Annotated in this window: 30 protein-coding genes, 2 rRNA genes and 2 riboswitches (1 of these 34 running past the window's edge); of the genes, 21 read left to right on the forward strand and 11 right to left on the reverse strand. The window is 42.7% G+C overall.

Annotation, left to right across the window (positions count from 1 at the left end):
• Positions 1-1,810 (forward strand): 23S ribosomal RNA (locus MHH33_RS00525) (it extends 1,122 nt beyond the left edge of the window).
• A 64-nt stretch (positions 1,811-1,874) separates the two neighbouring features.
• Positions 1,875-1,990: ribosomal RNA gene (rrf, locus tag MHH33_RS00530) — 5S ribosomal RNA — on the forward strand.
• A gap of 241 nt (positions 1,991-2,231) precedes the next feature.
• On the opposite strand, the gene MHH33_RS00535 is transcribed toward rrf, so the two are convergent.
• Together MHH33_RS00535 and MHH33_RS00540 are read right to left on the reverse strand one after the other, a co-directional pair.
• Entirely contained in the window at positions 2,232-2,579 is a 348-nt protein-coding gene (locus MHH33_RS00535; protein WP_342542631.1) for a VOC family protein, read from the reverse strand.
• A 17-nt stretch (positions 2,580-2,596) separates the two neighbouring features.
• Positions 2,597-3,760 (reverse strand): pyridoxal phosphate-dependent aminotransferase, encoded by a 1,164-nt coding sequence (locus MHH33_RS00540; protein WP_342542632.1) that lies wholly within the window; start codon positions 3,758-3,760, stop codon positions 2,597-2,599.
• An 85-nt stretch (positions 3,761-3,845) separates the two neighbouring features.
• Between MHH33_RS00540 and MHH33_RS00545 the strand changes: the two genes are divergently transcribed.
• The 9 genes from MHH33_RS00545 (at position 3,846) to MHH33_RS00585 (ending at position 12,133) form a co-directional block, all read left to right on the forward strand.
• On the forward strand, positions 3,846-4,640 hold the full coding sequence (locus MHH33_RS00545; RefSeq protein WP_342542633.1) for a carbon-nitrogen family hydrolase: 795 nt from the start codon (positions 3,846-3,848) through the stop codon (positions 4,638-4,640).
• A gap of 88 nt (positions 4,641-4,728) precedes the next feature.
• Positions 4,729-4,837, forward strand: a riboswitch (SAM riboswitch).
• A gap of 69 nt (positions 4,838-4,906) precedes the next feature.
• Positions 4,907-5,920, forward strand: a complete 1,014-nt coding sequence (locus MHH33_RS00550; RefSeq protein ID WP_342542634.1) for a methionine ABC transporter ATP-binding protein — start codon at positions 4,907-4,909, stop codon at positions 5,918-5,920.
• On the forward strand, positions 5,910-6,581 hold the full coding sequence (locus MHH33_RS00555; RefSeq protein WP_342542635.1) for a methionine ABC transporter permease: 672 nt from the start codon (positions 5,910-5,912) through the stop codon (positions 6,579-6,581). Before MHH33_RS00550 ends, MHH33_RS00555 begins: the two co-directional genes overlap by 11 nt.
• Before the next feature lie 18 nt (positions 6,582-6,599).
• Positions 6,600-7,433: a MetQ/NlpA family ABC transporter substrate-binding protein gene (locus MHH33_RS00560; RefSeq protein WP_342542636.1), complete on the forward strand. Its 834-nt coding sequence runs from the start codon at positions 6,600-6,602 to the stop codon at positions 7,431-7,433.
• 15 nt (positions 7,434-7,448) lie between these two features.
• A complete protein-coding gene (locus MHH33_RS00565; RefSeq protein ID WP_342542637.1) occupies positions 7,449-8,564 on the forward strand; it encodes an iron-containing alcohol dehydrogenase family protein in 1,116 nt (371 codons plus the stop codon).
• Between the two features lie 221 nt (positions 8,565-8,785).
• Positions 8,786-9,613 carry a YihY/virulence factor BrkB family protein gene (locus MHH33_RS00570; protein WP_016429777.1) on the forward strand — a complete coding sequence of 276 codons (828 nt, stop codon included), beginning with the start codon at positions 8,786-8,788 and terminating at the stop codon, positions 9,611-9,613.
• Positions 9,614-10,288, forward strand: a complete 675-nt coding sequence (locus MHH33_RS00575; protein ID WP_016429778.1) for a response regulator transcription factor — start codon at positions 9,614-9,616, stop codon at positions 10,286-10,288.
• Positions 10,285-11,664 (forward strand): HAMP domain-containing sensor histidine kinase, encoded by a 1,380-nt coding sequence (locus MHH33_RS00580; protein WP_016429779.1) that lies wholly within the window; start codon positions 10,285-10,287, stop codon positions 11,662-11,664. The genes MHH33_RS00575 and MHH33_RS00580 overlap by 4 nt, the downstream gene beginning before the upstream one ends.
• 73 nt (positions 11,665-11,737) lie before the next feature.
• Positions 11,738-12,133: a hypothetical protein gene (locus MHH33_RS00585; RefSeq protein WP_342542638.1), complete on the forward strand. Its 396-nt coding sequence runs from the start codon at positions 11,738-11,740 to the stop codon at positions 12,131-12,133.
• A 213-nt stretch (positions 12,134-12,346) separates the two neighbouring features.
• Here the strand turns inward: MHH33_RS00585 and MHH33_RS00590 are convergent, their stop codons facing one another.
• Complete coding sequence (locus MHH33_RS00590; RefSeq protein WP_342542639.1) at positions 12,347-13,117, reverse strand: FixH family protein; 771 nt, start codon at positions 13,115-13,117, stop codon at positions 12,347-12,349.
• A 252-nt stretch (positions 13,118-13,369) separates the two neighbouring features.
• The gene (locus MHH33_RS00595; protein ID WP_342542640.1) at positions 13,370-13,933 is read right to left on the reverse strand and encodes a GNAT family N-acetyltransferase; all 564 of its coding nucleotides are present in this window, start codon (positions 13,931-13,933) and stop codon (positions 13,370-13,372) included.
• 100 nt (positions 13,934-14,033) lie between these two features.
• Between MHH33_RS00595 and MHH33_RS00600 the strand changes: the two genes are divergently transcribed.
• A complete protein-coding gene (locus MHH33_RS00600) occupies positions 14,034-14,972 on the forward strand; it encodes a PfkB family carbohydrate kinase (protein WP_342543707.1) in 939 nt (312 codons plus the stop codon).
• Between the two features lie 46 nt (positions 14,973-15,018).
• On the opposite strand, the gene MHH33_RS00605 is transcribed toward MHH33_RS00600, so the two are convergent.
• Genes MHH33_RS00605 through MHH33_RS00620 form a run of 4 tightly spaced genes read right to left on the reverse strand, consistent with a single transcriptional unit; the run spans position 15,019 to position 18,426 of the window.
• Positions 15,019-15,780 carry an energy-coupling factor transporter transmembrane component T gene (locus tag MHH33_RS00605; RefSeq protein WP_342542641.1) on the reverse strand — a complete coding sequence of 254 codons (762 nt, stop codon included), beginning with the start codon at positions 15,778-15,780 and terminating at the stop codon, positions 15,019-15,021.
• On the reverse strand, positions 15,773-17,227 hold the full coding sequence (locus tag MHH33_RS00610) for an ATP-binding cassette domain-containing protein (protein ID WP_342542642.1): 1,455 nt from the start codon (positions 17,225-17,227) through the stop codon (positions 15,773-15,775). The genes MHH33_RS00605 and MHH33_RS00610 overlap by 8 nt, the downstream gene beginning before the upstream one ends.
• A complete protein-coding gene (locus tag MHH33_RS00615) occupies positions 17,220-17,819 on the reverse strand; it encodes an ECF transporter S component (RefSeq protein WP_016429786.1) in 600 nt (199 codons plus the stop codon). Before MHH33_RS00615 ends, MHH33_RS00610 begins: the two co-directional genes overlap by 8 nt.
• A 1-nt stretch (position 17,820) precedes the next feature.
• Positions 17,821-18,426, reverse strand: coding sequence for a YkoF family thiamine/hydroxymethylpyrimidine-binding protein (locus MHH33_RS00620; RefSeq protein WP_342542643.1), 606 nt, complete (start codon positions 18,424-18,426; stop codon positions 17,821-17,823).
• A gap of 103 nt (positions 18,427-18,529) precedes the next feature.
• Positions 18,530-18,636, reverse strand: a riboswitch (TPP riboswitch).
• A 158-nt stretch (positions 18,637-18,794) separates the two neighbouring features.
• On the opposite strand from MHH33_RS00620, the gene MHH33_RS00625 reads away from it, so the two are divergent.
• From MHH33_RS00625 to MHH33_RS00645, 5 genes are read left to right on the forward strand one after another with little or no spacing between them, the layout of a single operon-like run.
• Complete coding sequence (locus MHH33_RS00625) at positions 18,795-19,181, forward strand: GntR family transcriptional regulator (protein ID WP_342542644.1); 387 nt, start codon at positions 18,795-18,797, stop codon at positions 19,179-19,181.
• Positions 19,181-20,287 (forward strand): DUF5808 domain-containing protein, encoded by a 1,107-nt coding sequence (locus MHH33_RS00630; RefSeq protein WP_342542645.1) that lies wholly within the window; start codon positions 19,181-19,183, stop codon positions 20,285-20,287. Before MHH33_RS00625 ends, MHH33_RS00630 begins: the two co-directional genes overlap by 1 nt.
• A 16-nt stretch (positions 20,288-20,303) precedes the next feature.
• Positions 20,304-20,504: a PLD nuclease N-terminal domain-containing protein gene (locus MHH33_RS00635; RefSeq protein WP_016429790.1), complete on the forward strand. Its 201-nt coding sequence runs from the start codon at positions 20,304-20,306 to the stop codon at positions 20,502-20,504.
• Positions 20,501-21,403, forward strand: a complete 903-nt coding sequence (locus tag MHH33_RS00640) for an ABC transporter ATP-binding protein (RefSeq protein ID WP_016429791.1) — start codon at positions 20,501-20,503, stop codon at positions 21,401-21,403. The genes MHH33_RS00635 and MHH33_RS00640 overlap by 4 nt, the downstream gene beginning before the upstream one ends.
• A complete protein-coding gene (locus MHH33_RS00645) occupies positions 21,400-22,182 on the forward strand; it encodes an ABC transporter permease subunit (RefSeq protein ID WP_016429792.1) in 783 nt (260 codons plus the stop codon). Before MHH33_RS00640 ends, MHH33_RS00645 begins: the two co-directional genes overlap by 4 nt.
• Before the next feature lie 47 nt (positions 22,183-22,229).
• Here the strand turns inward: MHH33_RS00645 and MHH33_RS00650 are convergent, their stop codons facing one another.
• Complete coding sequence (locus MHH33_RS00650) at positions 22,230-22,448, reverse strand: hypothetical protein (RefSeq protein WP_016429793.1); 219 nt, start codon at positions 22,446-22,448, stop codon at positions 22,230-22,232.
• Between the two features lie 205 nt (positions 22,449-22,653).
• A complete protein-coding gene (locus MHH33_RS00655) occupies positions 22,654-23,058 on the reverse strand; it encodes an HIT domain-containing protein (RefSeq protein WP_016429794.1) in 405 nt (134 codons plus the stop codon).
• 90 nt (positions 23,059-23,148) lie between these two features.
• Between MHH33_RS00655 and MHH33_RS00660 the strand changes: the two genes are divergently transcribed.
• Positions 23,149-23,865, forward strand: coding sequence for a CBS domain-containing protein (locus MHH33_RS00660; protein WP_342542646.1), 717 nt, complete (start codon positions 23,149-23,151; stop codon positions 23,863-23,865).
• A gap of 126 nt (positions 23,866-23,991) precedes the next feature.
• Here MHH33_RS00660 and MHH33_RS00665 read toward each other — a convergent pair whose 3' ends face one another.
• The gene (locus tag MHH33_RS00665) at positions 23,992-24,363 is read right to left on the reverse strand and encodes a VOC family protein (protein ID WP_342542647.1); all 372 of its coding nucleotides are present in this window, start codon (positions 24,361-24,363) and stop codon (positions 23,992-23,994) included.
• 126 nt (positions 24,364-24,489) lie between these two features.
• On the opposite strand from MHH33_RS00665, the gene MHH33_RS00670 reads away from it, so the two are divergent.
• The 3 genes from MHH33_RS00670 (at position 24,490) to MHH33_RS00680 (ending at position 26,097) form a co-directional block, all read left to right on the forward strand.
• A complete protein-coding gene (locus tag MHH33_RS00670) occupies positions 24,490-24,834 on the forward strand; it encodes a hypothetical protein (RefSeq protein WP_342542648.1) in 345 nt (114 codons plus the stop codon).
• A 45-nt stretch (positions 24,835-24,879) separates the two neighbouring features.
• Positions 24,880-25,266, forward strand: coding sequence for a VOC family protein (locus tag MHH33_RS00675; RefSeq protein WP_342542649.1), 387 nt, complete (start codon positions 24,880-24,882; stop codon positions 25,264-25,266).
• A 213-nt stretch (positions 25,267-25,479) separates the two neighbouring features.
• Positions 25,480-26,097, forward strand: coding sequence for an SDR family oxidoreductase (locus MHH33_RS00680; protein ID WP_342542650.1), 618 nt, complete (start codon positions 25,480-25,482; stop codon positions 26,095-26,097).
• The last annotated feature ends 7 nt before the right edge of the window (positions 26,098-26,104 follow it).

A 26,104-nucleotide genomic window follows, 5' to 3' on the forward strand; every position in this document is an offset into this window, starting at 1 on the left:
TCATTTAAAGAGTGCGTAATAGCTCACTGGTCGAGTGACGCTGCGCCGAAAATGTATCGGGGCTAAACAATTCACCGAAGCTGTGGATGGATTCCGTATGGAATCCGTGGTAGGAGAGCGTTCTAAGGGCGTTGAAGCTAGACCGGAAGGACTGGTGGAGCGCTTAGAAGTGAGAATGCCGGTATGAGTAGCGAAAGACGGGTGAGAATCCCGTCCACCGAATGACTAAGGTTTCCTGAGGAAGGCTCGTCCGCTCAGGGTTAGTCGGGACCTAAGCCGAGGCCGATAGGCGTAGGCGATGGACAACAGGTTGATATTCCTGTACCACCACTCCACCGTTTGAGTAATGGGGGGACGCAGAAGGATAGGGTAAGCGTACTGTTGGTTATGTACGTTCAAGCAGTAAGGCGTGGAATGAGGCAAATCCCGTTCCTATAACGTTGAGCTGTGATGACAAGGACCATTAGGTCTGAGTTCCTGATTTCACACTGCCAAGAAAAGCCTCTAACGAGGTGGAAGGTGCCCGTACCGCAAACCGACACAGGTAGTCGAGGAGAGAATCCTAAGGTGAGCGAGAGAACTCTCGTTAAGGAACTCGGCAAAATGACCCCGTAACTTCGGGAGAAGGGGTGCTCTATTAGGGTGTTAAAGCCCGAGAGAGCCGCAGTGAATAGGCCCAGGCGACTGTTTAGCAAAAACACAGGTCTCTGCAAAACCGTAAGGTGACGTATAGGGGCTGACGCCTGCCCGGTGCTGGAAGGTTAAGAGGAGTGCTTAGCGCAAGCGAAGGTGCGAATTGAAGCCCCAGTAAACGGCGGCCGTAACTATAACGGTCCTAAGGTAGCGAAATTCCTTGTCGGGTAAGTTCCGACCCGCACGAAAGGCGTAACGATCTGGGCACTGTCTCAACGAGAGACTCGGTGAAATTATAGTACCTGTGAAGATGCAGGTTACCCGCGACAGGACGGAAAGACCCCGTGGAGCTTTACTGTAGCCTGATATTGAATTTTGGTACAACTTGTACAGGATAGGTAGGAGCCTGAGATTCCGGAGCGCCAGCTTCGGAGGAGGCGTCGGTGGGATACTACCCTGGTTGTATTGAACTTCTAACCCTTGCCCCTTAGCGGGGCAGGAGACAGTGTCAGGCGGGCAGTTTGACTGGGGCGGTCGCCTCCTAAAGTGTAACGGAGGCGCCCAAAGGTTCCCTCAGAATGGTTGGAAATCATTCGTAGAGTGTAAAGGCAGAAGGGAGCTTGACTGCGAGACCTACAAGTCGAGCAGGGTCGAAAGACGGGCTTAGTGATCCGGTGGTTCCGCATGGAAGGGCCATCGCTCAACGGATAAAAGCTACCCCGGGGATAACAGGCTTATCTCCCCCAAGAGTCCACATCGACGGGGAGGTTTGGCACCTCGATGTCGGCTCATCGCATCCTGGGGCTGTAGTCGGTCCCAAGGGTTGGGCTGTTCGCCCATTAAAGCGGTACGCGAGCTGGGTTCAGAACGTCGTGAGACAGTTCGGTCCCTATCCGTCGTGGGCGTAGGAAATTTGAGAGGAGCTGTCCTTAGTACGAGAGGACCGGGATGGACACACCGCTGGTGTACCAGTTGTTCTGCCAAGAGCATCGCTGGGTAGCTATGTGTGGCCGGGATAAGTGCTGAAAGCATCTAAGCATGAAGCCCCCCTCAAGATGAGATTTCCCATTACGCAAGTAAGTAAGATCCCTCAAAGACGATGAGGTAGATAGGTTCGAGGTGGAAGCGCGGTGACGTGTGCAGCTGACGAATACTAATCGATCGAGGACTTAACCAAAATGAACTTGAATGGTTTTCAATGGCCCGTTTATCCAGTTTTGAGTGAACAAACACTCAAATAGTCTAGTGATAATGGCAAAGAGGTCACACCCGTTCCCATACCGAACACGGAAGTTAAGCTCTTTAGCGCCGATGGTAGTTGGGGGTTTCCCCCTGTGAGAGTAGGACGTCGCTAGGCAAAATAAGAAACCGATACCTTCCGAGGTATCGGTTTTTTTGTGTTGTTTTTTAAGCTTAGTACGAAGGTGTGCGAGAAAGAGGAGGAACAAAGAGTTCGAGGAAACAAAGGGATGAGACTCGGAGCGAAGAATTTCCAAATGCTTAAATTAAACACTTTGCAAAAGAACAACGAAAACACCCATCATCAAATGAAAGGTGTTCACGATAGTAATTAATTTCGTCTGTTCTTTCCAAATGTTTTAAGAGCGTTCAAAAAAAGTAATGCACACACCATCTGGATCAATAATGGAGAACTCCTTAGTCCCCCAAGGCTTGGCTTCTAAAGATCCATTCTGATGAATCACCTGTTGTTTTTCATATTCACGATACAGAGATTCAATTGCATCGACCTGGATGCGGAAGCTCGTCCATTCGCCTAAATGAGTATCATCCGTTTGGTAAAAAAGAATTTCAATATTTCCACGGTAGACACCGCCATAGCCGTTTGGAGTGAAACCCAGCTTTTGTTCATAGAAAGTTATGGCGGTTTCGATATCTTTCGCTGGGCTTAAAGGGGTCAAGCTCTTGAAATTAATAGACTCACTCATTCATTGTCACCACTTTCTCAAAAGATAGCCAGCTTACCAATCCTATCTACTGCTTCTTCCAATCGTGGCTCATCAACTAATAACCCAACCCGAATATAGCCTTCTCCAAATTCACCGAAGCCATTTCCTGGGGCTACGGCTACGTCTGCTTCATTCAAGAGTTTATCTGCGAATTCCTGGCTGGTATATCCTTTTGGAACGGGTAACCAAGCAAAGAATGAGCCTGTAGGGGCTTCTACTTCCCAACCAATCCGTTTACATGCGTTGATAAAGGTATTGCGACGGTTTTCGTAGCGCTCGACCAATGAGGAAACGCATAATTGATTTTCATTCAAAGCAGCGACTGCAGCATGCTGTATTGCAGGGAAAAGGCTGACGAATAAATGGTCTTGAATCAGGTTCAGGGCTTCAATCATCTCTTTGTTACCAACTGCAAAACCGACACGCCATCCTGCCATATTGTAGGTTTTAGATAACGTATACATCTCAATTCCTATTTCCTTAGCTCCTTCAGCTTGTAGGAAACTTACCGGTTTATCGCCGTCAAATCCAATGGCTCCATAGGCGAAATCGTGTGATACAGCAATTCCATTTTCTTTTGCGAACTCGACGGTTTGGTTGAAGAATTCAAGATCTGCCGTTGCTCCAGTTGGATTATTTGGATAGTTAAGATACATGAGTTTTGCGCGTTCTTTCGTGTCTTGAGAAAGTATATTGTAATCAGGTAAAAAGTTGTTTTCGGCGACTAGTGGCAGTGTTTCATATTGAACGTCAGCCATGACGACTCCAGATAAATAATCCGGATAACCTGGGTCAGGCAGTAACATCAAATCTCCAGGATTCAGTACAGCAATCGGCAACTCCACAAGTCCAATTTTCGTTCCGAATAAAACCGCAACTTCTGTAGTTGGGTCAATCTCAACATTGTATTCTCTTTTATAAAAGTCTGCTGCAGCTTCCTTCAATTCGCCAATTCCACGAAATGGCGAATATTTATGTGTAAGGGGATCTTCTGCAGCTTCTTGCAAGGCTTTTACGATGTGTGGAGGTGTTGGTTGGTCAGGATTTCCTTGACCTAAATTGATCACATCGCGACCTTGTGCCACTGCAGCTCCTACTTTTTGAACAAGTGAAGCAAAGAATTGTGGTGGTAATTGTTGAAGCTTCTTAGAAAGTTCCATGGTTTTTCCTCATTTTCTGAAATAGTTGCAATCATCAGCCAAATCTTATAATCTTTTGTGTATCTTGTCTACAGGGGGTGTACCCATGAAAATCGCATGCATTCAGCTCGACGTAGCGTTTGCCGAGCCTGAAAAAAATTTTTCCAACGTTCAAAAGTACATAAAAAAGGTCGCAAGTGAGGGTGCAGAGCTCGTTGTATTACCTGAAATGTGGAATACTGCCTATGCATTAACGGAGTTAGAACATCTTGCAGACGTCGAAGGGCAACGAACAAAAGAATTTCTTTCCGAGCTGGCCCGTACATATCATGTCCATATCGTAGGAGGGTCGGTTTCTACGAAAAAAGGAGACAGCTTCTACAACACGATGTACATTTATTCGAATGAGGGGCAGTTGGTCTCCGAATATGATAAAGCGCATTTGTTCCGTCTCATGGATGAACATCTATACTTAAAAGCAGGAAATCAATCAAATGTATTTTCATTAGGTTCTATTCAAGCAGGAGGGGTCATATGTTATGACCTAAGGTTTCCTGAGTGGTTAAGGGCACATGCATTAGCCGGAGCGAAAGTGCTCTTCTTACCAGCACAATGGCCTGAAACTCGTATCGATCATTGGAGAATCTTGCTTCAAGCCCGTGCAATCGAAAATCAATGTTTTGTCATCGCGGTCAATCGAACTGGGAACGATCCGAACAATCAGTTCAATGGCCAATCCATGATCATTGCACCTTGGGGGAAAGTGTTATGGACTGGAGCTGATGATGAAGATTACGCAATCATTGATGTTGATTTTTCAGAAGTTGAAGAGGTACGTACTCGCATACCGGTATACGAGGATCGCAGACCTTTGCTATATAAACCTTTGTTTGAAAAATGAAAATAATTTTCAAAAAGTGTTTGACACGTGTATAAAAACATCGTAAGATTTACTTCAGCAACAAAACAACCAAACAACTACATATGGAAATTTATCAAGAGAGACCGAGGGATAGGCCCTATGACGTCCGGCAACCCCCAGCACGAGCTGGGAAGGTGCCAATTCCTACAGAATGATTTCATTCTGAAAGATAACCCAAAATCCATTTTTCGGTGCCTCTTTCATGATGAAAGGGGCATTTTTTATTTGGCAAAAAGGAGCTTGTGATGATAAAAATTAATGATTTATCTAAAGAGTACATAACGAAAAAAGGAACGGTTATAGGTGTTGATCGCGTAAATCTCACCGTCAATGAAGGGGAAGTGTTCGGTATTGTCGGATACTCAGGTGCAGGCAAAAGCTCATTATTACGGTGCATCAATCTGCTGGAACGACCAACAAGCGGACAAATTGAAGTGAATGGACTGGACCTCACAAAATTAAAAGGAGAAAAATTACGTAAAGCCCGCTTGAAAATCGGCATGATCTTTCAACACTTTTACTTGATCAGTCAAAAAACAGTTGCTCAGAATATTTCCTTCGCATTAAAGGCAGCTAATACACAAAGTGAAAAAATGGAGACCCGCGTTTTGGAGTTGCTAGAAATGGTTGGTTTGACAGATAAGAAAGATGTTTATCCGGCCCAATTAAGCGGTGGACAGAAGCAGCGTGTCGGAATTGCTCGTGCACTGGCAAACAATCCTTCCGTCCTGCTGTGTGACGAAGCAACTTCAGCGCTTGATCCGAATACGACCTTATCTATTCTGCGCTTGCTCAAAAAAATCAATCGCGAATTGAACATCACCATTGTGTTGATCACACACGAAATGAATGTGGTAAAAGAAATATGTGATCGCATGGCCGTCATGCAAGATGGACGGGTGGTTGAAGAGGGAACGGTTTACGATATTTTCTCCAATCCGAAAGCAGAATTGACGAAAGAGTTCATCAGTAGCGTCGTATCATTCGAAGTACCTCAATCCATTTTGGATCAAGTCACTGGACGTATTGTGAAAGTGCTATTTAAAGGCAATGTGGCGGGAGAAGGTGTCATCTCGGATATGATTCAGAATTTTGATGTACGAGGTAATTTCTTGCATGGCGCGATTGAATACATTCAGGAAATACCACTCGGCTTGTTTTTGATGGAAATTCAAGGACAACCAGAAAATATAACAAGAGCTATCACGTATATGGAAGGACGAGGGGCGCAAGTGGAGGTGGTACGTAATGGGAATTGATATAACGCATGTAATTGAAATGTGGCCAGACATCCTGAACGCATTCGGGCAATCGATGTATATGATTGGGGTTTCATTAACAGTCGCAATCATTATTGGCTTACCGTTGGGGATTGTGCTTTTTGTTACAGACCGAGGTTTATTTTTAGAAAATCGATTTGTTAAAGGAACACTCGGTTTTATCGTCAATATGGTGCGTTCCATTCCATTTATCATTTTGTTGGTAGCTCTTATCCCTTTAACCAAATTACTGGTAGACTCAACGATTGGCCCAGCAGCTGCAAGTGTATCATTGTCAGTTGCTGCAATTCCTTTCTTCGCTAGAATTGTGGAAACGTCTCTTCGTGAAATTGATAAAGGGGTGATCGAAGCAGCCATTGCAGTTGGCGCGACACCTTGGATGATCATCAGGGATGTATTATTGCCTGAAGCAAAAACCAGCATCGTGCAGGGCATTACGATGACAATCATTAGTTTAGTAGCATACTCCGCCATGGCGGGTGTGGTTGGAGGCGGCGGTATTGGAGACTTAGCCATTCGCTTCGGATATTACCGTTACGATGAAACAATCATGATGGTGACAGTTGTCATTTTAATTGTTCTTGTTCAAGTCATTCAGCAGCTGGGTGACTGGACGTCAAAAGCAATAGATAAACGATAAAAAGGGAGAGAAACAGAGATGAAAAAAGTGTTATTAATGTTCATTCTAGTCTTAATGACAGCAGCACTTGCTGCATGTGGAGGAAGCGACAAAGAGTCAAAAGGTAATGCGGACAATGACAAATCAGTGACATTAGGCGGATCAGCAGGTCCATATAGCGACATGCTCAATAAGGCAATCAAACCTGCTCTTGAGGATAAAGGATACAAAGTGAAAATCGTTGAATTCAGTGACTATATTCAACCGAATATTGCGTTGGACAATGGAGATATTGACGCAAATCTTTTCCAACACTCGATTTACTTGGAAAACTTCTCAAAAGAAAATGATATGGAATTGACAGGCTTGATTGCAGTGCCGACAGCACCAATGGGTATTTACTCCAACAAGTTCAAATCTGTTGAAGAGATCAAGGATGGAGCAACCATTGCCATTCCAAATGACCCGGTGAATGCAGCTCGTACATTATTAATCTTGCAAGACCATGGATTAATTGAATTAGACCCTAATGCAGAACCATTGAAGGCATCTGAGAAGGACATTAAATCAAATTCGAAGAACTTGGTGTTCCAACCAATTGAAGCTGGCCAACTTCCACGTGCAGTGGACAGTGCGGACTTAGCAGCTGTACCTGGTAACTTTGCTTTGGCAGCGGAAATGAACCTGCTGGACGCGATTTTGCTTGAGAACATGCCGGACCGATACCGCAACTTAGTTACTGTAACGACACCAAACAAAGACTCACAATTAGCGAAAGATTTAATTGAAGTCGTGGAAGCACCAGAATTCGAGGAAATCATCGATGCGGAATTCGAAGGCTTCGGCAAACCAGAGTGGATGAAAAACCGTTAAGAGAGAAGGGTTTTTGTGGAAGACATCATAGTTCGGGGCGCACCAGCTGAATATGTTTATAAAAGTGGTGTACTGAATGAATTAGAAGAGAAGTTACAGCTAAGAAGCATTCAACGAGTACTTATTGTATCAGGCGTGAAATCATGGAATGCAGCGCGCTATTACTTTCCAAATCTAAAAAGCATTCAGGTATCACATACCTTCTATAAAGGCGAGTGTTCACTCACTGAAATTAATAGAGTCTCTACGTTGGCACAAACTGATGGTGTGGATGCCATTATTGGAGTAGGCGGCGGAAAAGTATTGGACGTGGTGAAAGCGGCTGCTAGCGCAAGTAGAACGAAGTCAGTGTTAATTCCAACGCTTGCTTCAAACTGCGCACCGTGGACACCACTAAGCGTTATTTATTCGGATGAAGGGGTTATGACACATTACGATGTGTACCCCATGAGTGTTGACATTCTTCTCGTCGAGCCGCGCATTTTAGTGGAAGCCCCAGCTCCACTTTTAATTGCAGGCATCGGCGACACGCTAGCCAAGTGGTATGAGGCAGACGTCCAAATTCGGCGATTAACCCATCCCCCGGTTGCGCTGAAAGTTGCTCATCATACCGCTCGGCTGTGTGCTGAAGAAATGTTTGCTCATGCAGAAGAAGCCATTGCTGACGCGAAAGAAGCCCAAGTGTCAGAGTCATTTAAAAAAGTAGTTGAATCCATTATTATGCTAGGCGGCATGGTTGGTGGATTTGGTGACAAATTTGGTCGCATTGCAGGTGCCCACTCCATTCATAACGGAATGACCATTGCACCGGAGTCACACGAGGCGCTTCATGGAAATAAAGTAGCTTACGGCATTTTGGTTCAACTGCTCCTTGAACAAAAAGAAAGCGAAGTGGAGCGATTACTGCCGTTCTATCATAAACTGGGTTTGCCTTCTTCACTTCGAGAATTAAATATTTCTGATACATGGATTGACGAAATTGCTGTGCACTCCACACGTGAAGAAGAGTCGATACATAACATGCGGAGTGAAAAGATAACCGCTACTGAAGTGTCACAAGTCATGCGTGACTTAGAGTCATTCCAACTCGTGAAAAGTCCGATTATGATTGAAGTAAAGACGAACCCGTGAATTTTGCGATCATCGATGATTATCAATTTGAAAGACCGACATTAAGCTGTTGGTCTTTTTTGTTGTGTAGAAGATTATACTTAAAAGGTCATGGTCATTTATATAAAATGGTCCGTCAAAACGTACATTTTATCCCCTTACACTTTGTATGGGGTTTTTTCTTGCTTAAATCCATATGTTTCGGTCACAATGACAGTAGAACAAGCTTGGAGGAACCATAGATGAAGCTCGTTACACGTATATTTATGCGGTTTTTTTCGGAGCGATTTTTCGATGAAGCTGCTCAAACCGCTTATTATCTGCTTTTATCGGTATTTCCTTTCTTACTATTTATCCTGTCATTAATTAGCTTCTTTCCGGTAGATGAGCAACAGATTTTAAATTTCTTGAGACCGTTTGCTCCTGGTGAATCGTTCAATTTAATAGAAGACAATGTGACAAATATCCTGGCTGCAGACAAAGGACGCGTACTGTCCCTCAGTTTGCTGGCTGCGTTCTGGGTTTCATCTATGGCTGTGCAGGCGCTTGCCCGTGCATTGAATGAAGCGAATGGAATTAAAAGTACACTTCCTTATTGGAAAGGACTGCTTCGAGATCTTGGCATAACCCTTTTGTTTATGACACTTATACCGTTGTCATTGTTTTTACCATTCATTGAAAGTGGATTGCACTGGGTGGTATCAAAAGCGGGTACAATCGATCACTGGCAAGGGTGGATTTATATTTGGCCCGCAGTTAAGTGGGGGCTTGGGTCTGTATTTTTGTTCCTGTTTTTCCTGCTTTTCTATAAAATCGTACCAAACAAAAGACTCACTTTCCGTGATGTATGGCCTGGTGCTTTATTGTCGGCAGTTGGTTGGCAAGTCGTTTCGATTCTTTTTGCCGACTACGTGGCGAATGTCAATTACAAGCGACTGTATGGTCAACTGTCAGGGATTATCGTGCTGGTGCTTTGGTTCTACTTGACCACCGTCGTGATTTTATTGTCAGGGCTGCTGATTGCAGAAGTACGAAAGCTTCGATTGGGAAGCGATGAAGGGGTTGAGTAAATGCGAACCATATTATTGGTAGATGATGATCCAAATATTTTAGCGCTTATGAGTATCCATTTAAGCAAAGCGAGATATAAAGTGGAAAAAGCACTGGATGCAGAGAGTGCACTTACGTTAATTCCACGTGTGTGGCCACATGTGGTTGTCGTTGACGTGATGATGCCCGGCATGGATGGTTTCGCGTTAACAAAAAAGATTCGGGATGAATTTGATATTCCCGTTATATTGGTAACAGCCAAAAATTTGCTTGAAGATAAAGAAAAAGGATTTCTTGCAGGTTCTGATGACTACGTCGTTAAACCGTTTGAACCGCAGGAACTCCTTTTCCGCATAGGGGCTGTGTTAAGAAGGAGCGCCAAACCAAATGAAATACGCATGCAGGTTGGGTCACTTGTGATTAATCGAAAGCGACTCGATATTTCAAATGGAGTTGAAACAAAGTGGCTGCCCTTAAAAGAATTTGAATTGCTTGCTTTGCTCGCATCCAATCCAGGCACTGTATTTACACGAAGTGTACTGATGGAGCAAGTTTGGGGATACGATTATGAAGGTGATGAACAGACATTGAGTGTACATATAAAACGATTAAGGCAACGCTTGGAGGGATTTGTCTCAGATGTGAAGATTGGTACAGTACGTGGAGTTGGCTATAAGTTGGAGGCTCAAACATGAGATCTTTGTATAGCAAGTTTATCCTTGTGACAGTCGCCATCATGGTTGGAAGTGCCACCCTTGGGTTTTTATTGGTCAATACGTATTACCATCAACAATTAAAAGAACAAAATGACGCCAAAAATGTTGGGATTGCACAAGACATGGCAGCTTTCATTGAACGCAATCCAAGCGTCCCTTTAACTGAATCAATCGAGGTATTTGGTGATGTCGGATACCAATTGTACGTTGTAAATGAAGCGGGTGAATCAGATTTTCATGGTGGTCCATTTCGTAAATCAACTTTGCCTGCAAAAGTAAAAGAAGGGGTACTTGAAGGAGAAATTTATCACGGCATGAGAGATTTTCCGAAAGAAACGTTTGTTACCGGCTTCTTTTCAAATCAATTGACCAATACAGTCGGCGTTCCATTTGTTTATGACGGCGAGAATCATGCGCTGTTTATTCGCCCAAATATCAAAATGTTATTTACGGAAGTACACCTTCTGCTGGGTGGACTGGCTACATCCATGACCGTGTTTAGTTTACTTGCGATGATAATTGTCGCGAGAAAGATGATTCAACCCATCACCTTATTAACGGAAGCAACGAATAAAATAGCGAATGAACGCTTTGATGAGCCCATTGCTGTTTCAAGTAGGGATGAAATCGGACAGCTGGCTGCAAGTTTTCAAATCATGGCCACTCGTTTGAAAGAGAATGATCAAGTACGAAAAGATTTTATAAGTCATGTCTCACATGATTTCCAGTCACCCTTACAGAACATCCAAGGATATGCGCAGTTACTTGCAAATCCATCTTGTCCGAAAGATGAACGACTTCAATATGCTGAAATCGTGGAGTTAGAGAGTAGGAGATTGTCAGCATTAACAAAGCAGCTGTTGTATTTGACTTCACTAGATCATCAATCGTATCAACCCACTTATAAGAGGGTTTCTATTAAAGAGCAAATTGAAAGGTCCATTCGTCAAAATGAATGGCGTTTTGAAGAGTTGGAGCTGGATGTTCAGATAGATATGCCACCCCTGCTTACACACGGAAATCCGGAATTATTGATGCAAGTATGGGAAAACATCATCACCAATGCAGTAAAATACAACCGTTTAAATGGATTCATTCACATTAAAGGATTTGAGTTGGAGAAGGAAGTTGCTATTACAATAGAAGATTCAGGGATTGGATTGACCGATGAACAAGCAGAAAAAGCTTTTGACCGGTTTTACCGAGCCGATCTCTCCCGGACTCGAGCTAAGGAAGGAACAGGGCTTGGACTGGCAATTGTCAGTGAGGTCGTGAAACGTCACAAAGGAACAGTGTCAATCAATAGTGAGATTGATAAAGGAACCACCATTCAAATCATTCTTCCAAAACTGTAATACCAAGTTCACGTTATGTTCATCTTCGTGTGGTAAGATGAACTCATCTTAAAAGAAGAAAGGTAGAAATAATATGCAAGAAAAATGGAGTATTCGTTTAATCCGGATTGCCGCAATTTTTGGGATTATTGGCGCCTATATCGGCTCGCATATGGCGGGAGCCGGGTCGTACGCATTCAAGCCGATTCATGCACATATTTTGCTGGTGGGTTGGTTATCTGTATTTAGTTGGGGTGTATTCTACAAGTTGTTTGAAGTGAAATATCCGAAATTGGTCGTCGTTCATGCATGGTCAGCCATTTTAGGAGCAATCGGATTAACAGTAGGAATGTGGCTTCAATTTATGCAACCTCTTGGAATACCTGAAACATTCTCATTGATTTTCTACATTGTGGGTGGAAGTACATTACTCTTAAGCTTTGCGTTGTTTGTAGCGGTTACATTCGCCATTAAACCAGCTAAGAAATAGTAGACTGAAAACATCAAGCTCTTCTATCACAAAAGGGCGTTCCATGCAGTCCTTAGAGAAAGAAGGAAAGAGGAGGCCAGATTGGCGCTCCTCTTTTTTGTTGGCTCAGTTATTGTTCAAAAAGAAAATAGAGCCATGATAGACAGATAAACTTCTTTAAGATAGCCTCTTTATAAAAAAAAACGCAATCCCACTTACAGGATTGCGTCTATCTTATTTCACTGTATACGTTTTTACCACATGGTCGTGCACATCGTCGCCTTTAGTTACATGAACTTGAATTTCGTAAGTTCCAGACTCTGTAAAGGTGAATTCTGTCTGGTACACGCCTGCGCCTTTTTCAGGGGCTTCAAGCCAAGTGTGGTGGTCGTCATCACTGCGTGAAATTTCATATCGTACGCGTGCTCCTTCAAGAGGCGCATCTGATAGAGAAACATTGGCAATTAACATTACCGCTTCACCAACAGTCGCAGAACCGTCTGCAAAATCAATCGTTGCACCGTGGCCATGATGGCTATCGTCGCCATGAGCTTTTCCTTCAGTCGAAGTGTCTGTCGCTTTGCTTGACGTTTCTTCGCCACCTGTCACCGTTGTTTGTTTGGTAGGCATAATGTGCATGTCACGAGCTGTTACATGCGATGTAATATCATACGTCCCATTTGTCTTAAATGTATAGTCGATTGCATACTGTTTGTCTTCATTTAATGTTGCAACAATCATTTCTTTTTCGCCAGAAGTTAAATTCAAGACCTCGATCTTTACTTCATTCGCATCTTCCACAATTTCTCCGTCTTGTGTGACTGCAGCAGCGATTACTACCTTTTCACCGGCAGTAACTGTTTCAGGTACGATTAAATCGACTTCAACTATTTCTGGAACTTCATCTGTTTTTGCTGCGTTATGTCCTTCATGTTCGTCATTTGTTCCACAAGCACTAAGAGTAAGAACAGTGAGTATTGATCCAATTGCTAAAAATCGTTTCATTTGTCATACGCCTCATTTCGTTTCGTTGATGTCATTGTAGCAAAAAAAAGCTTATACAGCTGTGACAGAACTAGGAATTTAGTATGTTACACTGCTTTTGTTTAAGTATCGGATAAAGTGGAAGGAAAATATTCTATAAAAATAGAGTTTCTTCTTATTATTATGAAATCATTGCACTCATTCAAAAGCCCAGTAACAAAAAAACGCCCAGCCTTACAAAAGGCTAGGCGTTTTTTTAGAGAATGGTTTGTCCTAAAGAGGTTTCACCATGTGATGAAAGGCACCGCCATAGATTTCCCACGGTTCAGCAATATGATAACCGATTCTTTCATATAGCCGAATGGCTGCTTCCTTTTCCAACTCCACATTAAGTGCGGCTTTAGAGAAACCTTCTTTTCGTGCGACTTCTTCTGCGTGCTTCAATAAGATACTGCCGATGCCCTGCCCACGGAAATCGGGGTTTACACAAACGGTATCAATATAAAATTCGTCTTTACGTGCCTCTGGTGGAATAACGATTGGTTCTCCTGTTTTCGTGCGTAACCATGTTACTAAATTCGCATCCATTTCAATGGCGTCGGTTCCTGAATATAGAACCATCACTCCAGTAATCCCATCTTGTTGTTCGGCAATTACCGTATTTAAATAGGAATGTCGATTGTCTTCTTGTTGAAATAAGTGGATTAACTGTTCTGTCACTGCTTCGGCATCCTTTTCGCCAGTCATTTGCTCGGCAATGTCGCCAATCGCATCGATGATGAGTGGAACGGCTATTTCAGCATCTTCAGGTCTTGCTTTTCGAATATGTATGGTCATGAAACTCAACTCCTTCCTTCAACTATACCAAAATGTACATGTTCCCTCTACAACGCCGTTCATGGTAATCTAATGCTACTAAATAGAAGGAGGATGGATGATGACTCAATCACATAAATCGCACGTCCTCACTTACGGGGATGCTTTTGTAGACTATATTGCAACCGATTCAACGAATACATCATTTTCAATGTTTTTGGGAGGGGCTACCGTTAATGTAGCAGTAGGTGTTGCTAGGCTTGGCGTACCTTCAGCGTTTATTACCATTACAGGTGATGATGCAACGTCTGAGTTTGTACGAGGTGAACTTGAAGTTGAAGAAGTCATCATGGACTTTGCCAAAGTAGAACCTGAAAAACGGGTGAGTGGAGTGTATGTGCATTTAACGGAAGACCATGATCGCATTTTTCATCAATATATTGACGATGCACCACATATTCAAGTCGGAGCTGAGGATTTGAAAGAAGAGGCATTTGAAAAAGCATCTGTTTTAAATTTATGTTCTGGTACATTGTTTCAACCGAAGGCATTGGAGACATCCCGCAAAGCAGTAGAATACGCGAAAAAGCACGGAGCTTTATTGTCTTTTGATGCCAATATCCGCCCGCTACGCTGGAATAGTGAAACCGAGTGCCGCGAAACAATCTCTTCATTTTTCAAAGACGCAGATTTGTTGAAGTTCACGGAAGAAGAGTTAACGTTCTTAACTGAAACGACTACCATGGAAGAAGGACTTTCAGCAATTGCCAAGCTGAATATCCCTATCATTTTAATAACAGCCGGTGCGGAAGGGACTTATGCCGTTTTGAATGGAGAACTCCAGCATGTTCCGGTAGAACCGGTGGTACCTGTAGATACGACCGGAGCTGGAGATGCCTTTATGGCAGGCGTATTACGCTATGTCCATCTCAATGGTTTGCCGACAACGATGGAATCCCTTATTGAATGTACTGCTTTTGCCAATCATCTTGGAGCCCTAGCTGCTACAAAAGCTGGTGCTTTGACTGCAATGCCGCGACTCAGTGAATTGCAAATATAATAGAAAATCGCCCATGACAACGTTTGTCAAAGGGCGATTTTTTGGTTCAGCTCAAAAGGAAGCCAGTGACACTACTGCCTATCAATATACTGATTATAATGATGGCAAGTAACCAATCACGGCCAGCGATGGTGAGTGGTTCGTAATAAACGGAACGCCGCTCACCTGTAAAGCCTCTTGCTTCCATGGCGAATGCCGTCCGTTCCGCTCGACGAACAGCGCTCGCAAGCAGTGGAATCAATAGCCTTTTCATGCTTAAGAGGCGTTGCCAAGCATGTTTTTCCTGACCAATTCCTCGCAATCGATGTGCATGTCGAATCTGAATGAACTCATCCTTCACGACAGGCAAAAACTGATATCCAACCATCACACCGTATGCAAGTTTTGGAGACAGCCTTAATTGTTGCATTAAACTCATCACAAATTTAACTGGATCTGTTGTTAATGCAAACAACAAAGACAGTGAGGATAAAGCGAAAACACGAAACGCCAATGATAACGCTGTATGCCACTGTTTATCCGTCACTTCAAATCCATGCCATGCCCAAATGACGTCACCACTTGTATCAGCCGCAAAGAGCACTGTCGTCCATAAATATCCGAGGGCAGTAAAGCCTATTGGAATCATGAATAAAATCCAAACTTTCCAATTTACTCGACTGAACGATATTTGAACAAAAATAACACCGATAAATAATAGAAAAGGCGTCCATGGATTGAAAAACCACGCCAAAGTCAACATAGAGATAATAACTAACATAAACTTCAAAGCAGGATTCATTTCATGTAACCAAGTACGACTAGACATATGAACCCACTCCAATCGGTGAAAGTAATTGGTGACGTTTTAATAATTCGGATTGCTGCCACAATTGGTCAATTTCATAACGCCCCGTTAATTCACCGTTATTTAATAAGAAAACGGTGTCTGCGATGGCTTCAGCAAACGCCATATCATGCGTCACAATCAATACGCTGAACCCTTCTTTGGCACGAGCATCGAGTAAGTGAAACAATTCGATAAGAGCATCTGAATCCTGTCCAGATGTAGGTTCATCTAATAATAGAACCGGTCGCTTATCTGCTAGCAGAGCTCCAATTGCCACACGTCGTTTTTGTCCATGACTGATTGCAAAAGGGTGGGCATCGTGAATTTCAGCTAGTCGTAACCGTTGCATAATATCCTCAATTTCATCAGTGCTAGAGTAATTTGAAAAGGAAATCTCCTGTCCTACTTGTTGAGTAACAAATAAATGCTCTGGCGATTGTGGAACGTACCCCGGAAACGTGTTTCCACTTTCGATGTACCCTGCCGATTTTTTCAAAATACCACATATGGTTTTCAGGAAAGTGGATTTTCCACTGCCATTCGGACCTGCAAGGACGGCGATTTCACCTCTTTGCAAACGGAGGGAAACGTCATGTAATAAATGTTTTTCATTGATGTTCACACTGACATTTCTTGCTTCCAACGTTATACCTTCTTGAATAGTCGAAGTACGTGAAGGAAAACGAATTGGAAATCTCGTCGGATGCTTTTCGACAGGGAAATTCACGGATGATGTGACGAGAAGGGCACGGTCGAAAAATGAACCCCACAAATCGAGACGGTGTTCAACAGCCACGATCGTGAAGCCATTGGATAATTGCAATGCATCCAACCACTCCACATATTGTTGTGCGGTCAGAGGGTCTAAATGAGCAAGCGGCTCGTCGAGCAACAGCACTTGCGGTTCTATTAACAATGCACAAGCGGTTGCAAGTCGTTGTTTCATTCCTCCGGAAAGCGTTTGAATCATTGCATGCCGGATTTCAGAAAGACCGGTTAGGGTAAGTGTTGATGTGATTCGCTGTTCCATTTCTGCCCGATTGACGTGCAGATTTTCTAACGTAAAAGCCATTTCTTGTTCAACTGTAGGCATACAAAATTGTGTATCCGGATCTTGGAAGACGGTAGCGATTCTCCGATTAATTTCCCCAGCGACATAACTACTGGTGTCTTTATTAAAGAGGATAACCGAACCACTTAGCTCTCCGTCACAATTGGCAGGGTACAAACGGTTCATTAAATACAGTAAACTACTTTTCCCGCAGCCACTCGGACCATATAAGACGACACGTTCGCCAGCATCTATCGAAAATGAAATGTTTGTAAAAACTGGCGAGTCATCGTCTGGAAATTGAAACGTGACTCCTCTGAAGTCAACTACTTGTGAGATGCCACTTGGTGATTCATTCGTGAAAGCTTTACCCAATGGACTCACCCTTCAGCTTGTGTTTCTTTGATGTATTGCGAGAAATCGAATATCCACGGAGAGCCCCTGTTGCCAGTAAACCATCGGATACATACTTTCCTCCTAAACCAGCGATGATGGCACCACTCATCACTCGAAGTGTGAACATCAAGAGAAGCAGTGAAGGGTCAAGCGCTGCGTAACCAGATACAAAGAAGCCATAGGCAAAACTGAAGACTGCAGAACCAATCCCCGCTAAACAAAGCACCCACCAGTCATAGCGTTTGTAACCTGTCGCGGCAAACGCAGCTTCTGCACCAAGCCCCTGGACTAGTCCAGATAAAATCAAACGTGGTCCCACCGCATTACCGATCATCACTTCAATAGTCGCTGCCATGGTTTCAGACAAAAGAGCGGCACCCGGTTTGCGGATGATGTATGCACAAATGATCGACACAATAAACCAAATCCCAAAGATCCACTCGTATGCAATAGGTCCAATCACTCCAGCCCAAATGTTTCCTACTTGAACAAACAGCAAATAAACGACGGCAAAGACAACTGCAAAAACGGATAGCAACACAACTTCTTTCAGTTTCCAGGACTTCAACATATTACTCATCTCCTTTGTGAGAAGGGCTGTTGATGCTCATGTTAACAGTCATGACCAAATGTTTATGTTGTTCCGATCGAGCGTGTGTAAAAGAATCTTCAAGGAATGCAAACACATCGTGAATATCCCCATGAAGTCCACTTGCATAATGCATGGAATCATTGAACACACCATATTCTTTTGCGCGTGCCACTTCCTGATAAATAACCGACATATAATCGGGGTTATTCATCGGATACAGAGCAAATTGTGATGATACATATTGTTTGATTTCGCTAATTTGAGGATGGTTTAACAGAACATCATCTTTTTCCAGATAAACATCGCCTGCAGAATCACCTGGGCAGCCAATCGAAAAGGTTCCGTTAAAGGCGACATGGGCACCCGTTTTTGCTGCATACAATACGATGGCTCTCGCTGTATCGAATACATGCACTTGCTTCCCACGCATCACCGTACTGACGTCGTCGGTATGCATCCATACATTTGAGGTATCTGCTTCACGCAAAGCCCCTTTAATAATTTTAATAAAATTGTCCGCCATCGGGTGAATCGAAAACCGTAAACCAACGATTGGACTAATCCCACAACTAAACTCATTCGACATCTCTTTTTCCTCCTTTTTTAGTGCCAGGCACCTATTATTGAACATAAAAAAGCTGCATTCGACGTGGAATGCAGCTGGTTTGCGCAAAAAGAAAAAAAGTTGGGCAAAGGTCACCGCACTTCCTCACGCCAGTATTACCTGGATCGAGTGTTAAGGGATCGGAGCAAATGCTCTCATCTCAGCCAAACTATAGCACCCCTAGTGCAAATTCGTATGCAGTTTTATATATTCAAGAACGGCTTCATTGTAACGCATGAAAAAAGGATTGTAAATAAAGTGAATATCAATACTTGCCAATCAGCAAATTCTGTTCTATATTGTATATAACAAGACTGTTCTACTAAGAATAGAACAAAGGGAGGTCGCATATGTTTATTGAGATTGAACCGGAATCGACCGTACCGATTTACTTGCAATTGGCTCAGCAAATTATTGAAGGGGTAGCAAAGGGGTCTTTGAAACCTGGAGATTCTTTGCCATCTGTACGCTCATTTGCAGCTGATCTCGGCATGAACATGCATACGGTAAATAAAGCTTATCACTACTTGGAAGAGAAGGAATTTATTCAGATTGTACCGAAGAAAGGTGTATTCATTCATGAAAAAGGTGTACGGAAAGCATCAGCTTCCGATCGCCAACGACTGAGTAAAGAATTACGCCCAATCATAGCAGAAGCACTTTGTCTTCAGTTGTCTCAAGAGGACATTGAGTTACTGGTGAAAGAAATTATTTTGGATTTGAAGGAGGTTAAGTAATGTCAGCAATCATTTTTATCGTCCTATTAATGTTCAACATTGCCATTCAAGCCTTTTTACCGAAGTTTCTGAAGGAAAGTGAAGCGTTTGGCGTGTATATCCCGGATACGCACTTAAAAGACCCGCGTCTTATGAAGATGAAAAATCGCTACACACAATTGGTTTTGCTATGTGGTGTGGTTGTTCTGGTCCTATTCATTGGCGGGGTGTTAATCGTCCGTCCACAGGAGCAACAAATTGTATTTTGGGGATTAGCCGCACAAATAGGTGCATTGGTTCTGCCGATGGGGCTATATGCAAAAAATCATATTGCATTAGCTAACTGGAAGAAAGATGAAAAATGGACAGCGGGTCAAGTTGAGCGGAAAGTGGTAGACCTGCAGTTTCGTGAGCAACTGAAGCTGTTGCCCAACATGTATTTTATCTTGCCCATGCTTTTGACATTCGGTCTAAGTGTTTATGGATTAACCCAATATGATTTGTTACCTGACCAGCTTCCGACGCACTGGGGTCCGAATGGGGAAGCGGATGCATTTACGGAAAAAAGTTGGCTTTCAGTCAGTTCGTTGCCATTCCTGACACTCGTGCTTCAAGGCATGTTGCTGTTTTTCAATGGGGCTATGAAGCAATCGGGTGCAAAGATTCAGGTACGAAATAAAAAACGTTCCCGAGAACAACAACTCGCGTTCCGTAAATATACAAGTTGGTTATTGTTTGTCGTGACCATCACGGTGACGTTGTTGATGGGGTACTTACAACTGACCATTATTTTTCCTGAAACCATGTCAACTTCAGTAACTCTTGCTTCCACCATCTCTTTCTTGGTCATTATTTTAGGTTCCGTTCTATTTTACGCCATTAAAGTAGGGCAAAGTGGCACCAGAATAACCGTATCACACCCGGATGAAAGTCTAGAAGGGGTAATCGATCAAGATGACGATCGATACTGGAAATTTGGAATGTTTTATGTGAATAAGAACGATCCGAGCATAATGGTGGAAAAACGTTTTGGGATTGGCTGGACCATCAATTTCGGTCACAAAACCAGTTGGATTTCCTTACTATTACTAATAGGAAGTATCGTGTTCGTTTTAACATTGCAATAAAGAGGAGTGGGAGAAAATGGAGGAATTACAAGGGGTGCCTTGGGGTATTATCACACCGATATTTATCATTCAATTTATTTTACTGGTAGTTGCACTTATCGATTTAGCAAAAATACATCAAACAAACGGACCTAAATGGGTCTGGGTACTGGTTATTATTTTCATTAGTATTTTTGGACCTATTACATACTTTATTGCAGGGAGAAAACAAGCATGACGACAATCTTAGAAGCTAATCATTTAATGAAAATATACGGCTCAGAGCGAGCTGTAAATGATGTGACTTTTGCGCTGGGAGAAGGCACATCTACGGCATTAATCGGACCAAATGGAGCCGGTAAAACGACGACTTTATCCATGCTTGGTGGGTTATTACAACCAACATCCGGTACCATTTCACTGAATGGGGAAAAACATGCGGACGTAAGAAAACATATTGGTTTCCTGCCTCAATATCCACAATTCTTTTCGTGGCTGACAGCACTGGAATTTACTGAAATGGCGGCGAAATTAAGTGGGATGGACTCACGGTCTGCCAAGCTTGAAGCACAAAAAACACTGGAGTTCGTAGGACTTGGAGACGCACTACGGAAAAAAACGGGCACTTTCTCCGGCGGAATGAAACAACGTCTTGGATTAGCACAGGCCATTGTTCATAAACCAAAGCTCTTATTATTGGATGAACCCGTATCTGCGCTGGATCCCGTTGGAAGACGCGAGATTATGAATCTATTAAAAAGCTTGCAACAAGACATGACCATTTTGTACTCGACACACATTTTAAATGATGCGGAAGAAATGACGGATCAATTGTTGTTTTTACGAAAAGGACAATTGGTCGAACAAGGTTCGATTGGCGATGTGCGTGCAAAATATGATCAACCAAGATACCGCTTGGAATTTGGCCGAGCAGAAGATGCCCTCATTTATTCAGAAAGTGCTCCATGGAAAGTACAAGTGGAAGGCACTTGCGGTACCATTCACATTACTCAAGGATTGCCGACAATGGCGGAAGTGTTGAAGTCGTTGGCGGAAAGTGGACTGGATGTCCAGAAAGCGGAGCGACAAACAGCGAACTTAGAAGAAATCTTTATGAAGGTGGCGGGGAAGGCATGAGGGAATTAATCGTACTTTTTCAAAAAGAGTGGCGTGAAAATACACGCAACTATAAATTTTTATGGGTACCTCTAGTCTTTATTTTCTTCGGATTGTCCGAGCCGCTGACAAGTTATTATTTGCCGCAAATACTCGACGCAGTAGGGAATATGCCTGAAGGCTCCGTCTTCCCAATGCCGGATTTCACGCCCGCTCAAGTCATCATGGCGACAATGGGGCAATACCAATTCATCGGCATGCTCGTATTAGTATTGGCATTCATGGGTACCATTTCTCGCGAGCGTAAAAATGGAACAGGAACGCTTATTTACGTACGACCGATTTCTTATATAAATTACTTTTTGAGCAAATGGAAAGTTGTAGGCTTAATTGCGCTAGTGAGCGTATGGCTAGGATTGTTGACGAGCTGGTATTACACAGGGTTGTTATTCGGCAAAATCGAAGCAGTTGATTTCTTAGCTTTTGCAGGCACTTATAGTGTATGGATTTTATTTGTTGTGACAATCGTTTTGGCTATGAGTGCGTGGTTACCTACAGGTGGTGCTGCAGGTGTATCATTATTACTGGTCTTACTTGTTCAAATTGCAGACTCTTTACTTGGAGCTTACTGGACCATATCACCTTGGAAGCTGTCTATTTATGCAACGGAGTGGTTGACAGGTTCACCAGACTCAGGCGATTTCTGGTGGAGCATGGTGATCACGATTGTGGCTATTATCGCGTTGATGATGTTTGGTGTATGGATGTCAAAACGCAACGCATCAAAAACAAAAGTGTAAAAGTTATCCCTCTCCAAATTAATATGGAGAGGGATTTTTTTGTAGGCTTATTTTTGGTCGTTATCGTCAGCTGCACCATCAGCATCTGGTATATCTGATTTGTCCATCGTTGGTTCTTCACCATCTGTTTTATTCTCTCCAGGTACGAAGTCTTTATCTTGATCACTTGGTCCCTGTTGAGTACCGATGGAAGTACCTTTATCCGTTCCACAACCAGCAAGCATAAACATAGCCAAAACGACTAATAATATAGATTTCATATACAAACTTTTACCTCCTGTTTCACCTGATTTTTGTTTTCAGCTTAGGTTGCTCATACAGGAGTGAAATATGTATTTTAATAAAATAGGTTTTGTATTTTGTCAGTCGTGTAACGTTTTTGTCGAGTGTGAAGTGGTTTCTGACTCGAAGGGGATTTTGACCATTTATTAATTTCCATCCTGACCATTCGAGAAAATTCCGATATACATGTTATTTTCCGGGTCTGCGATTTTCTTCCGATTTGAACCATGCACGAATGCCTTTTCCAGCATAAGGTTCGTCTGCAAAACGAGGCAAAATATGAAAATGCGCATGCGGAATCGATTGGTTTGAAGCGTCTCCAACATTCCAGCCTAGTGTGTATCCGTCTGGTGAGTAGTTCTCGTCCGCATAGGACTTCACTTGTTGCATCAATTCATATGTAGCGTTCCATTCTTCCTGTGTTAAATCAAAAACCGTTTGTCGATGGATTTTTGGAACGATTAGTCCACTGCCTTCTAAAATGGTTTGGTGATTGGGATGTTGTAAGTACTGGCAATATTCATTTTCAAACACAATACGCTGTTTAGAATCCTTTTGCGGATTGCAATAAGGACAATTTAATAGGTTTTCCAATTTCAACACCTCTTCTTACAGTAATTGTAATAGAACGACAGGAAAATAAGCAAACTATGTAGAAAGAGTTGCGAACGGGAGGAATGCAAAATGGATAAAACACAACAGGCCGAGCAATCAATTCGGAATTCCAATCGCTTTTTGACGGCTTTTCATCGCATTGAACATTCGATGAAAGACATTATTGGCACCAATGATCATCTGTCATTTTATAAATTAGTTGAGCTTTCGAAACGGAAGAATGCCGTTGTCAGACGATTTGAAGAGGATTTAAAAGAATATGCCACACTGCGAAATGCCATCGTCCATCATCAAACCTCAACAGAGTATGCCATTGCTGAACCCCATGATGAAATTGTACAAGCTCTTGAAGCAATTGATGAAGCACTGGCAAAACCAGTTACCGTAGGAGAAATGTTTGCACGAAAAGTAAGCACACTCCAAGCGCAAGACACGTTACTTGATGCCTTAGTCATGATAAGAGATAAACAATTTACCCAAATACCCGTATATGAAGGTAAAGTTTTTGTAGGCCTATTAACTGCGGTGGGAATTACCTTCTGGCTTGCAAACCATGTCGAAAAAGAGGATATTTCCTGGGAAATGACTATCGAATCCACTCTTCAACATGAAAAAAAGAAAGAAAATCATCTTTTCGTCCCACGAGAAATGTCGATTTTTGAAGCGGAAGAACTTTTTAAAGAGGCAATGGCAAAAGGAAAAAGACTCGAAGCATTGCTGATTACTGACAAAGATGGACTGGTCGGTATTGTCACGCCGTTGGATCTGATGAAAATTGAAGCGTGATTGAGTTTTATGCTCCGATTGGACGAAAACTCATATTGAATGGACAAAAACTTAAATGGGAGAAGGCTGCGTCTCCTCTTGAAAAGAAAAACCCTTCCATGCTGAAGCTTTGGAAGGGTTCGTTGCTTAAATTTCACTCATAACTGCATGTGTATTGCCTTCACCATCTTTGAAGAAAGCCATCCAGATTTCAATATCGCCCATTTTTCCAACCATATGGGGTTCATCAAAAAAATCTGCTCCCGCTTCTTTCATGGTGCTCACTGTTGAATTCAATTCTTTCACTTTGAAGTACAGCACGGAGCTGGGGTGGTCAAACTCTTTTTTCTCCGGCAAACTCAATAACAAACGTGTTTCTCCACATTGGAAAAACGCCAGTCCATCTGTTTCGAACAGTAACGGCAAGCCGATTACATCTCTGTAAAAAGCGACAGCTCGAGGCACGTCCTTTACATTGACGGCAATTTGACCAATGGACTCAATCGATAAATTTTTCATATGTAATTCCTCCAATCCCTTCTTTTTCAATTCGACAGAACGAGTGGAAATCCTGCTGTGGTATTCTTTAGAGTAGACTCGAAAGTTTGATAATAAAGGATGAAATCAAAATCAAGGGGTGAAGAAGTGAATTGGAATTGGAATGAAACGAGCATCACTTTGGCTTATACACCTGAAAATTTAAAGGACTTACTAAATAAGGTATGTAATAAAGAAAACAGTTTTTCACAATTTGATTTTAGTAAGTGGTGTGATAACTTAACGATGTTTTTTGATGATGACGAACGAGAAGAGTTGAATGAATTTGAAACCCTCGCTACGTGGGTTGCGACAGACATTGAAGCCCAATGGGATTTGTTTTTAATTAATACTTATTCGTCTAAGATATTGCAGGACTTGGACCTCACTAAAGTAGAATTGCCTCATCAATGGTGGATTCAATGGTCAGAAGAAATGAACGAGGCGTTATAGCTTTTGTTAATCGAACAAATACGCCCTCGAAAAAGGAGGATAAGCATGTTACATCACGTAGAAATGAATGTCTCCAATTTACAGCAATCCCGCGCCTTTTATGACTTTCTATTGCCGATGCTAGGCTATGAACTCTATCAACAATGGGATAAAGGATTTAGTTATAAGGTCAATCATACATATCTAGTTTTTGTACAAACAGAGGAGAAGCATGCGGATGCGTCATTCCACCGAGGTTGTACAGGCTTAAACCACCTCGCATTTCATGGGGAGTCCCGCACGCAAGTTGATGCTCTGACGGAAGAATTGATAAACCGTGGCGTAAACATTCTATATAAAGATCGTCATCCCTTTGCAGGAGGCAATCATACGTACGCTGTATTTTTTGAAGATCCGGACCGGATAAAATTAGAGATTGTAGCGCCTAAATAACGGGTATCAGGTAGAAAAGGAGTGATTCTGCCATGCCGTTTGATTATGACCTGGATTATGAAAATTTAGACCTTCGGAAAAAGCCTGAGTCTGTACCACGTTATAAAACGCCGGGCTTCCGTATACAGTGATAGAGACTACCTTGGTTGAATCATTAGCCAGACCATTCGCATTCCTTTATGCTTAAAGAAAACGATAGTTGGGGGAATCTCCATGAACATTACGATATTTGGTGCGACAGGTCGTGTCGGAAATGAAATCTTACAACGCGCTTTAAAAGATGGTCATCGTGTGAAAGCTCTTGTACGCACACCATCCAAACTAACGCCTCATGAAAATTTAACGATTCTAGAAGGCGATATCCGAGAACAACAATCGGTGAGTGAAGCGATTAAAGGTGCGGATGCCGTATTCAGTGCAATTGGTACTGATAAAACCACAACACTGACAGATGCGATCCCGCTTATTATTGAAGCCATGCAAAAAGAAGAAATAAAACGTATCGTCACAATCGGCACGGCAGGGATTTTGCAAAGTCGTACCAACCCTGAAGAGTACCGCTTTCAGTCAACTGAATCAAAACGTCGTTTAACCTTTGCGGCAGAAGAACATGCAAAGGCTTATGAACAGCTTGTTACAACGAATCTGGAATGGACAGTTGTCTGCCCAACCTATTTACCGGATGGAAAGGCGACGGGTCAGTGGAGAATCGAACGGAACTTTTTACCAGAAGATGGCGTTGAAATATCTGTAGGGGACACTGCTGAGTTCGCTTACAAAGAATTGCTGGACCCTCAGTTTATAAACGTTAGAGTGGGTCTTGCTTATTAAAAGGAGT

It is taken from the genome of Paenisporosarcina sp. FSL H8-0542 (assembly GCF_038632915.1).
GTDB lineage: Bacteria > Bacillota > Bacilli > Bacillales_A > Planococcaceae > Paenisporosarcina.

Excerpts from the sequence above, each read along its gene's own strand:
- MHH33_RS00535 (WP_342542631.1), bottom strand. The coding sequence starts at position 2,579 with ATGAGTGAGTCTATTAATTTCAAGAGCTTGACCCCTTTAAGCCCAGCG.
- MHH33_RS00540 (WP_342542632.1), bottom strand. The coding sequence starts at position 3,760 with ATGGAACTTTCTAAGAAGCTTCAACAATTACCACCACAATTCTTTGCT.
- MHH33_RS00545 (WP_342542633.1), top strand. The coding sequence starts at position 3,846 with ATGAAAATCGCATGCATTCAGCTCGACGTAGCGTTTGCCGAGCCTGAA.
- MHH33_RS00550 (WP_342542634.1), top strand. The coding sequence starts at position 4,907 with ATGATAAAAATTAATGATTTATCTAAAGAGTACATAACGAAAAAAGGA.
- MHH33_RS00555 (WP_342542635.1), top strand. The coding sequence starts at position 5,910 with ATGGGAATTGATATAACGCATGTAATTGAAATGTGGCCAGACATCCTG.
- MHH33_RS00560 (WP_342542636.1), top strand. The coding sequence starts at position 6,600 with ATGAAAAAAGTGTTATTAATGTTCATTCTAGTCTTAATGACAGCAGCA.
- MHH33_RS00570 (WP_016429777.1), top strand. The coding sequence starts at position 8,786 with ATGAAGCTCGTTACACGTATATTTATGCGGTTTTTTTCGGAGCGATTT.
- MHH33_RS00575 (WP_016429778.1), top strand. The coding sequence starts at position 9,614 with ATGCGAACCATATTATTGGTAGATGATGATCCAAATATTTTAGCGCTT.
- MHH33_RS00580 (WP_016429779.1), top strand. The coding sequence starts at position 10,285 with ATGAGATCTTTGTATAGCAAGTTTATCCTTGTGACAGTCGCCATCATG.
- MHH33_RS00585 (WP_342542638.1), top strand. The coding sequence starts at position 11,738 with ATGCAAGAAAAATGGAGTATTCGTTTAATCCGGATTGCCGCAATTTTT.
- MHH33_RS00590 (WP_342542639.1), bottom strand. The coding sequence starts at position 13,117 with ATGAAACGATTTTTAGCAATTGGATCAATACTCACTGTTCTTACTCTT.
- MHH33_RS00595 (WP_342542640.1), bottom strand. The coding sequence starts at position 13,933 with ATGACCATACATATTCGAAAAGCAAGACCTGAAGATGCTGAAATAGCC.
- MHH33_RS00600 (WP_342543707.1), top strand. The coding sequence starts at position 14,034 with ATGACTCAATCACATAAATCGCACGTCCTCACTTACGGGGATGCTTTT.
- MHH33_RS00605 (WP_342542641.1), bottom strand. The coding sequence starts at position 15,780 with ATGTCTAGTCGTACTTGGTTACATGAAATGAATCCTGCTTTGAAGTTT.
- MHH33_RS00615 (WP_016429786.1), bottom strand. The coding sequence starts at position 17,819 with ATGTTGAAGTCCTGGAAACTGAAAGAAGTTGTGTTGCTATCCGTTTTT.
- MHH33_RS00620 (WP_342542643.1), bottom strand. The coding sequence starts at position 18,426 with ATGTCGAATGAGTTTAGTTGTGGGATTAGTCCAATCGTTGGTTTACGG.
- MHH33_RS00625 (WP_342542644.1), top strand. The coding sequence starts at position 18,795 with ATGTTTATTGAGATTGAACCGGAATCGACCGTACCGATTTACTTGCAA.
- MHH33_RS00630 (WP_342542645.1), top strand. The coding sequence starts at position 19,181 with ATGTCAGCAATCATTTTTATCGTCCTATTAATGTTCAACATTGCCATT.
- MHH33_RS00635 (WP_016429790.1), top strand. The coding sequence starts at position 20,304 with ATGGAGGAATTACAAGGGGTGCCTTGGGGTATTATCACACCGATATTT.
- MHH33_RS00640 (WP_016429791.1), top strand. The coding sequence starts at position 20,501 with ATGACGACAATCTTAGAAGCTAATCATTTAATGAAAATATACGGCTCA.
- MHH33_RS00645 (WP_016429792.1), top strand. The coding sequence starts at position 21,400 with ATGAGGGAATTAATCGTACTTTTTCAAAAAGAGTGGCGTGAAAATACA.
- MHH33_RS00660 (WP_342542646.1), top strand. The coding sequence starts at position 23,149 with ATGGATAAAACACAACAGGCCGAGCAATCAATTCGGAATTCCAATCGC.
- MHH33_RS00665 (WP_342542647.1), bottom strand. The coding sequence starts at position 24,363 with ATGAAAAATTTATCGATTGAGTCCATTGGTCAAATTGCCGTCAATGTA.
- MHH33_RS00675 (WP_342542649.1), top strand. The coding sequence starts at position 24,880 with ATGTTACATCACGTAGAAATGAATGTCTCCAATTTACAGCAATCCCGC.
- MHH33_RS00680 (WP_342542650.1), top strand. The coding sequence starts at position 25,480 with ATGAACATTACGATATTTGGTGCGACAGGTCGTGTCGGAAATGAAATC.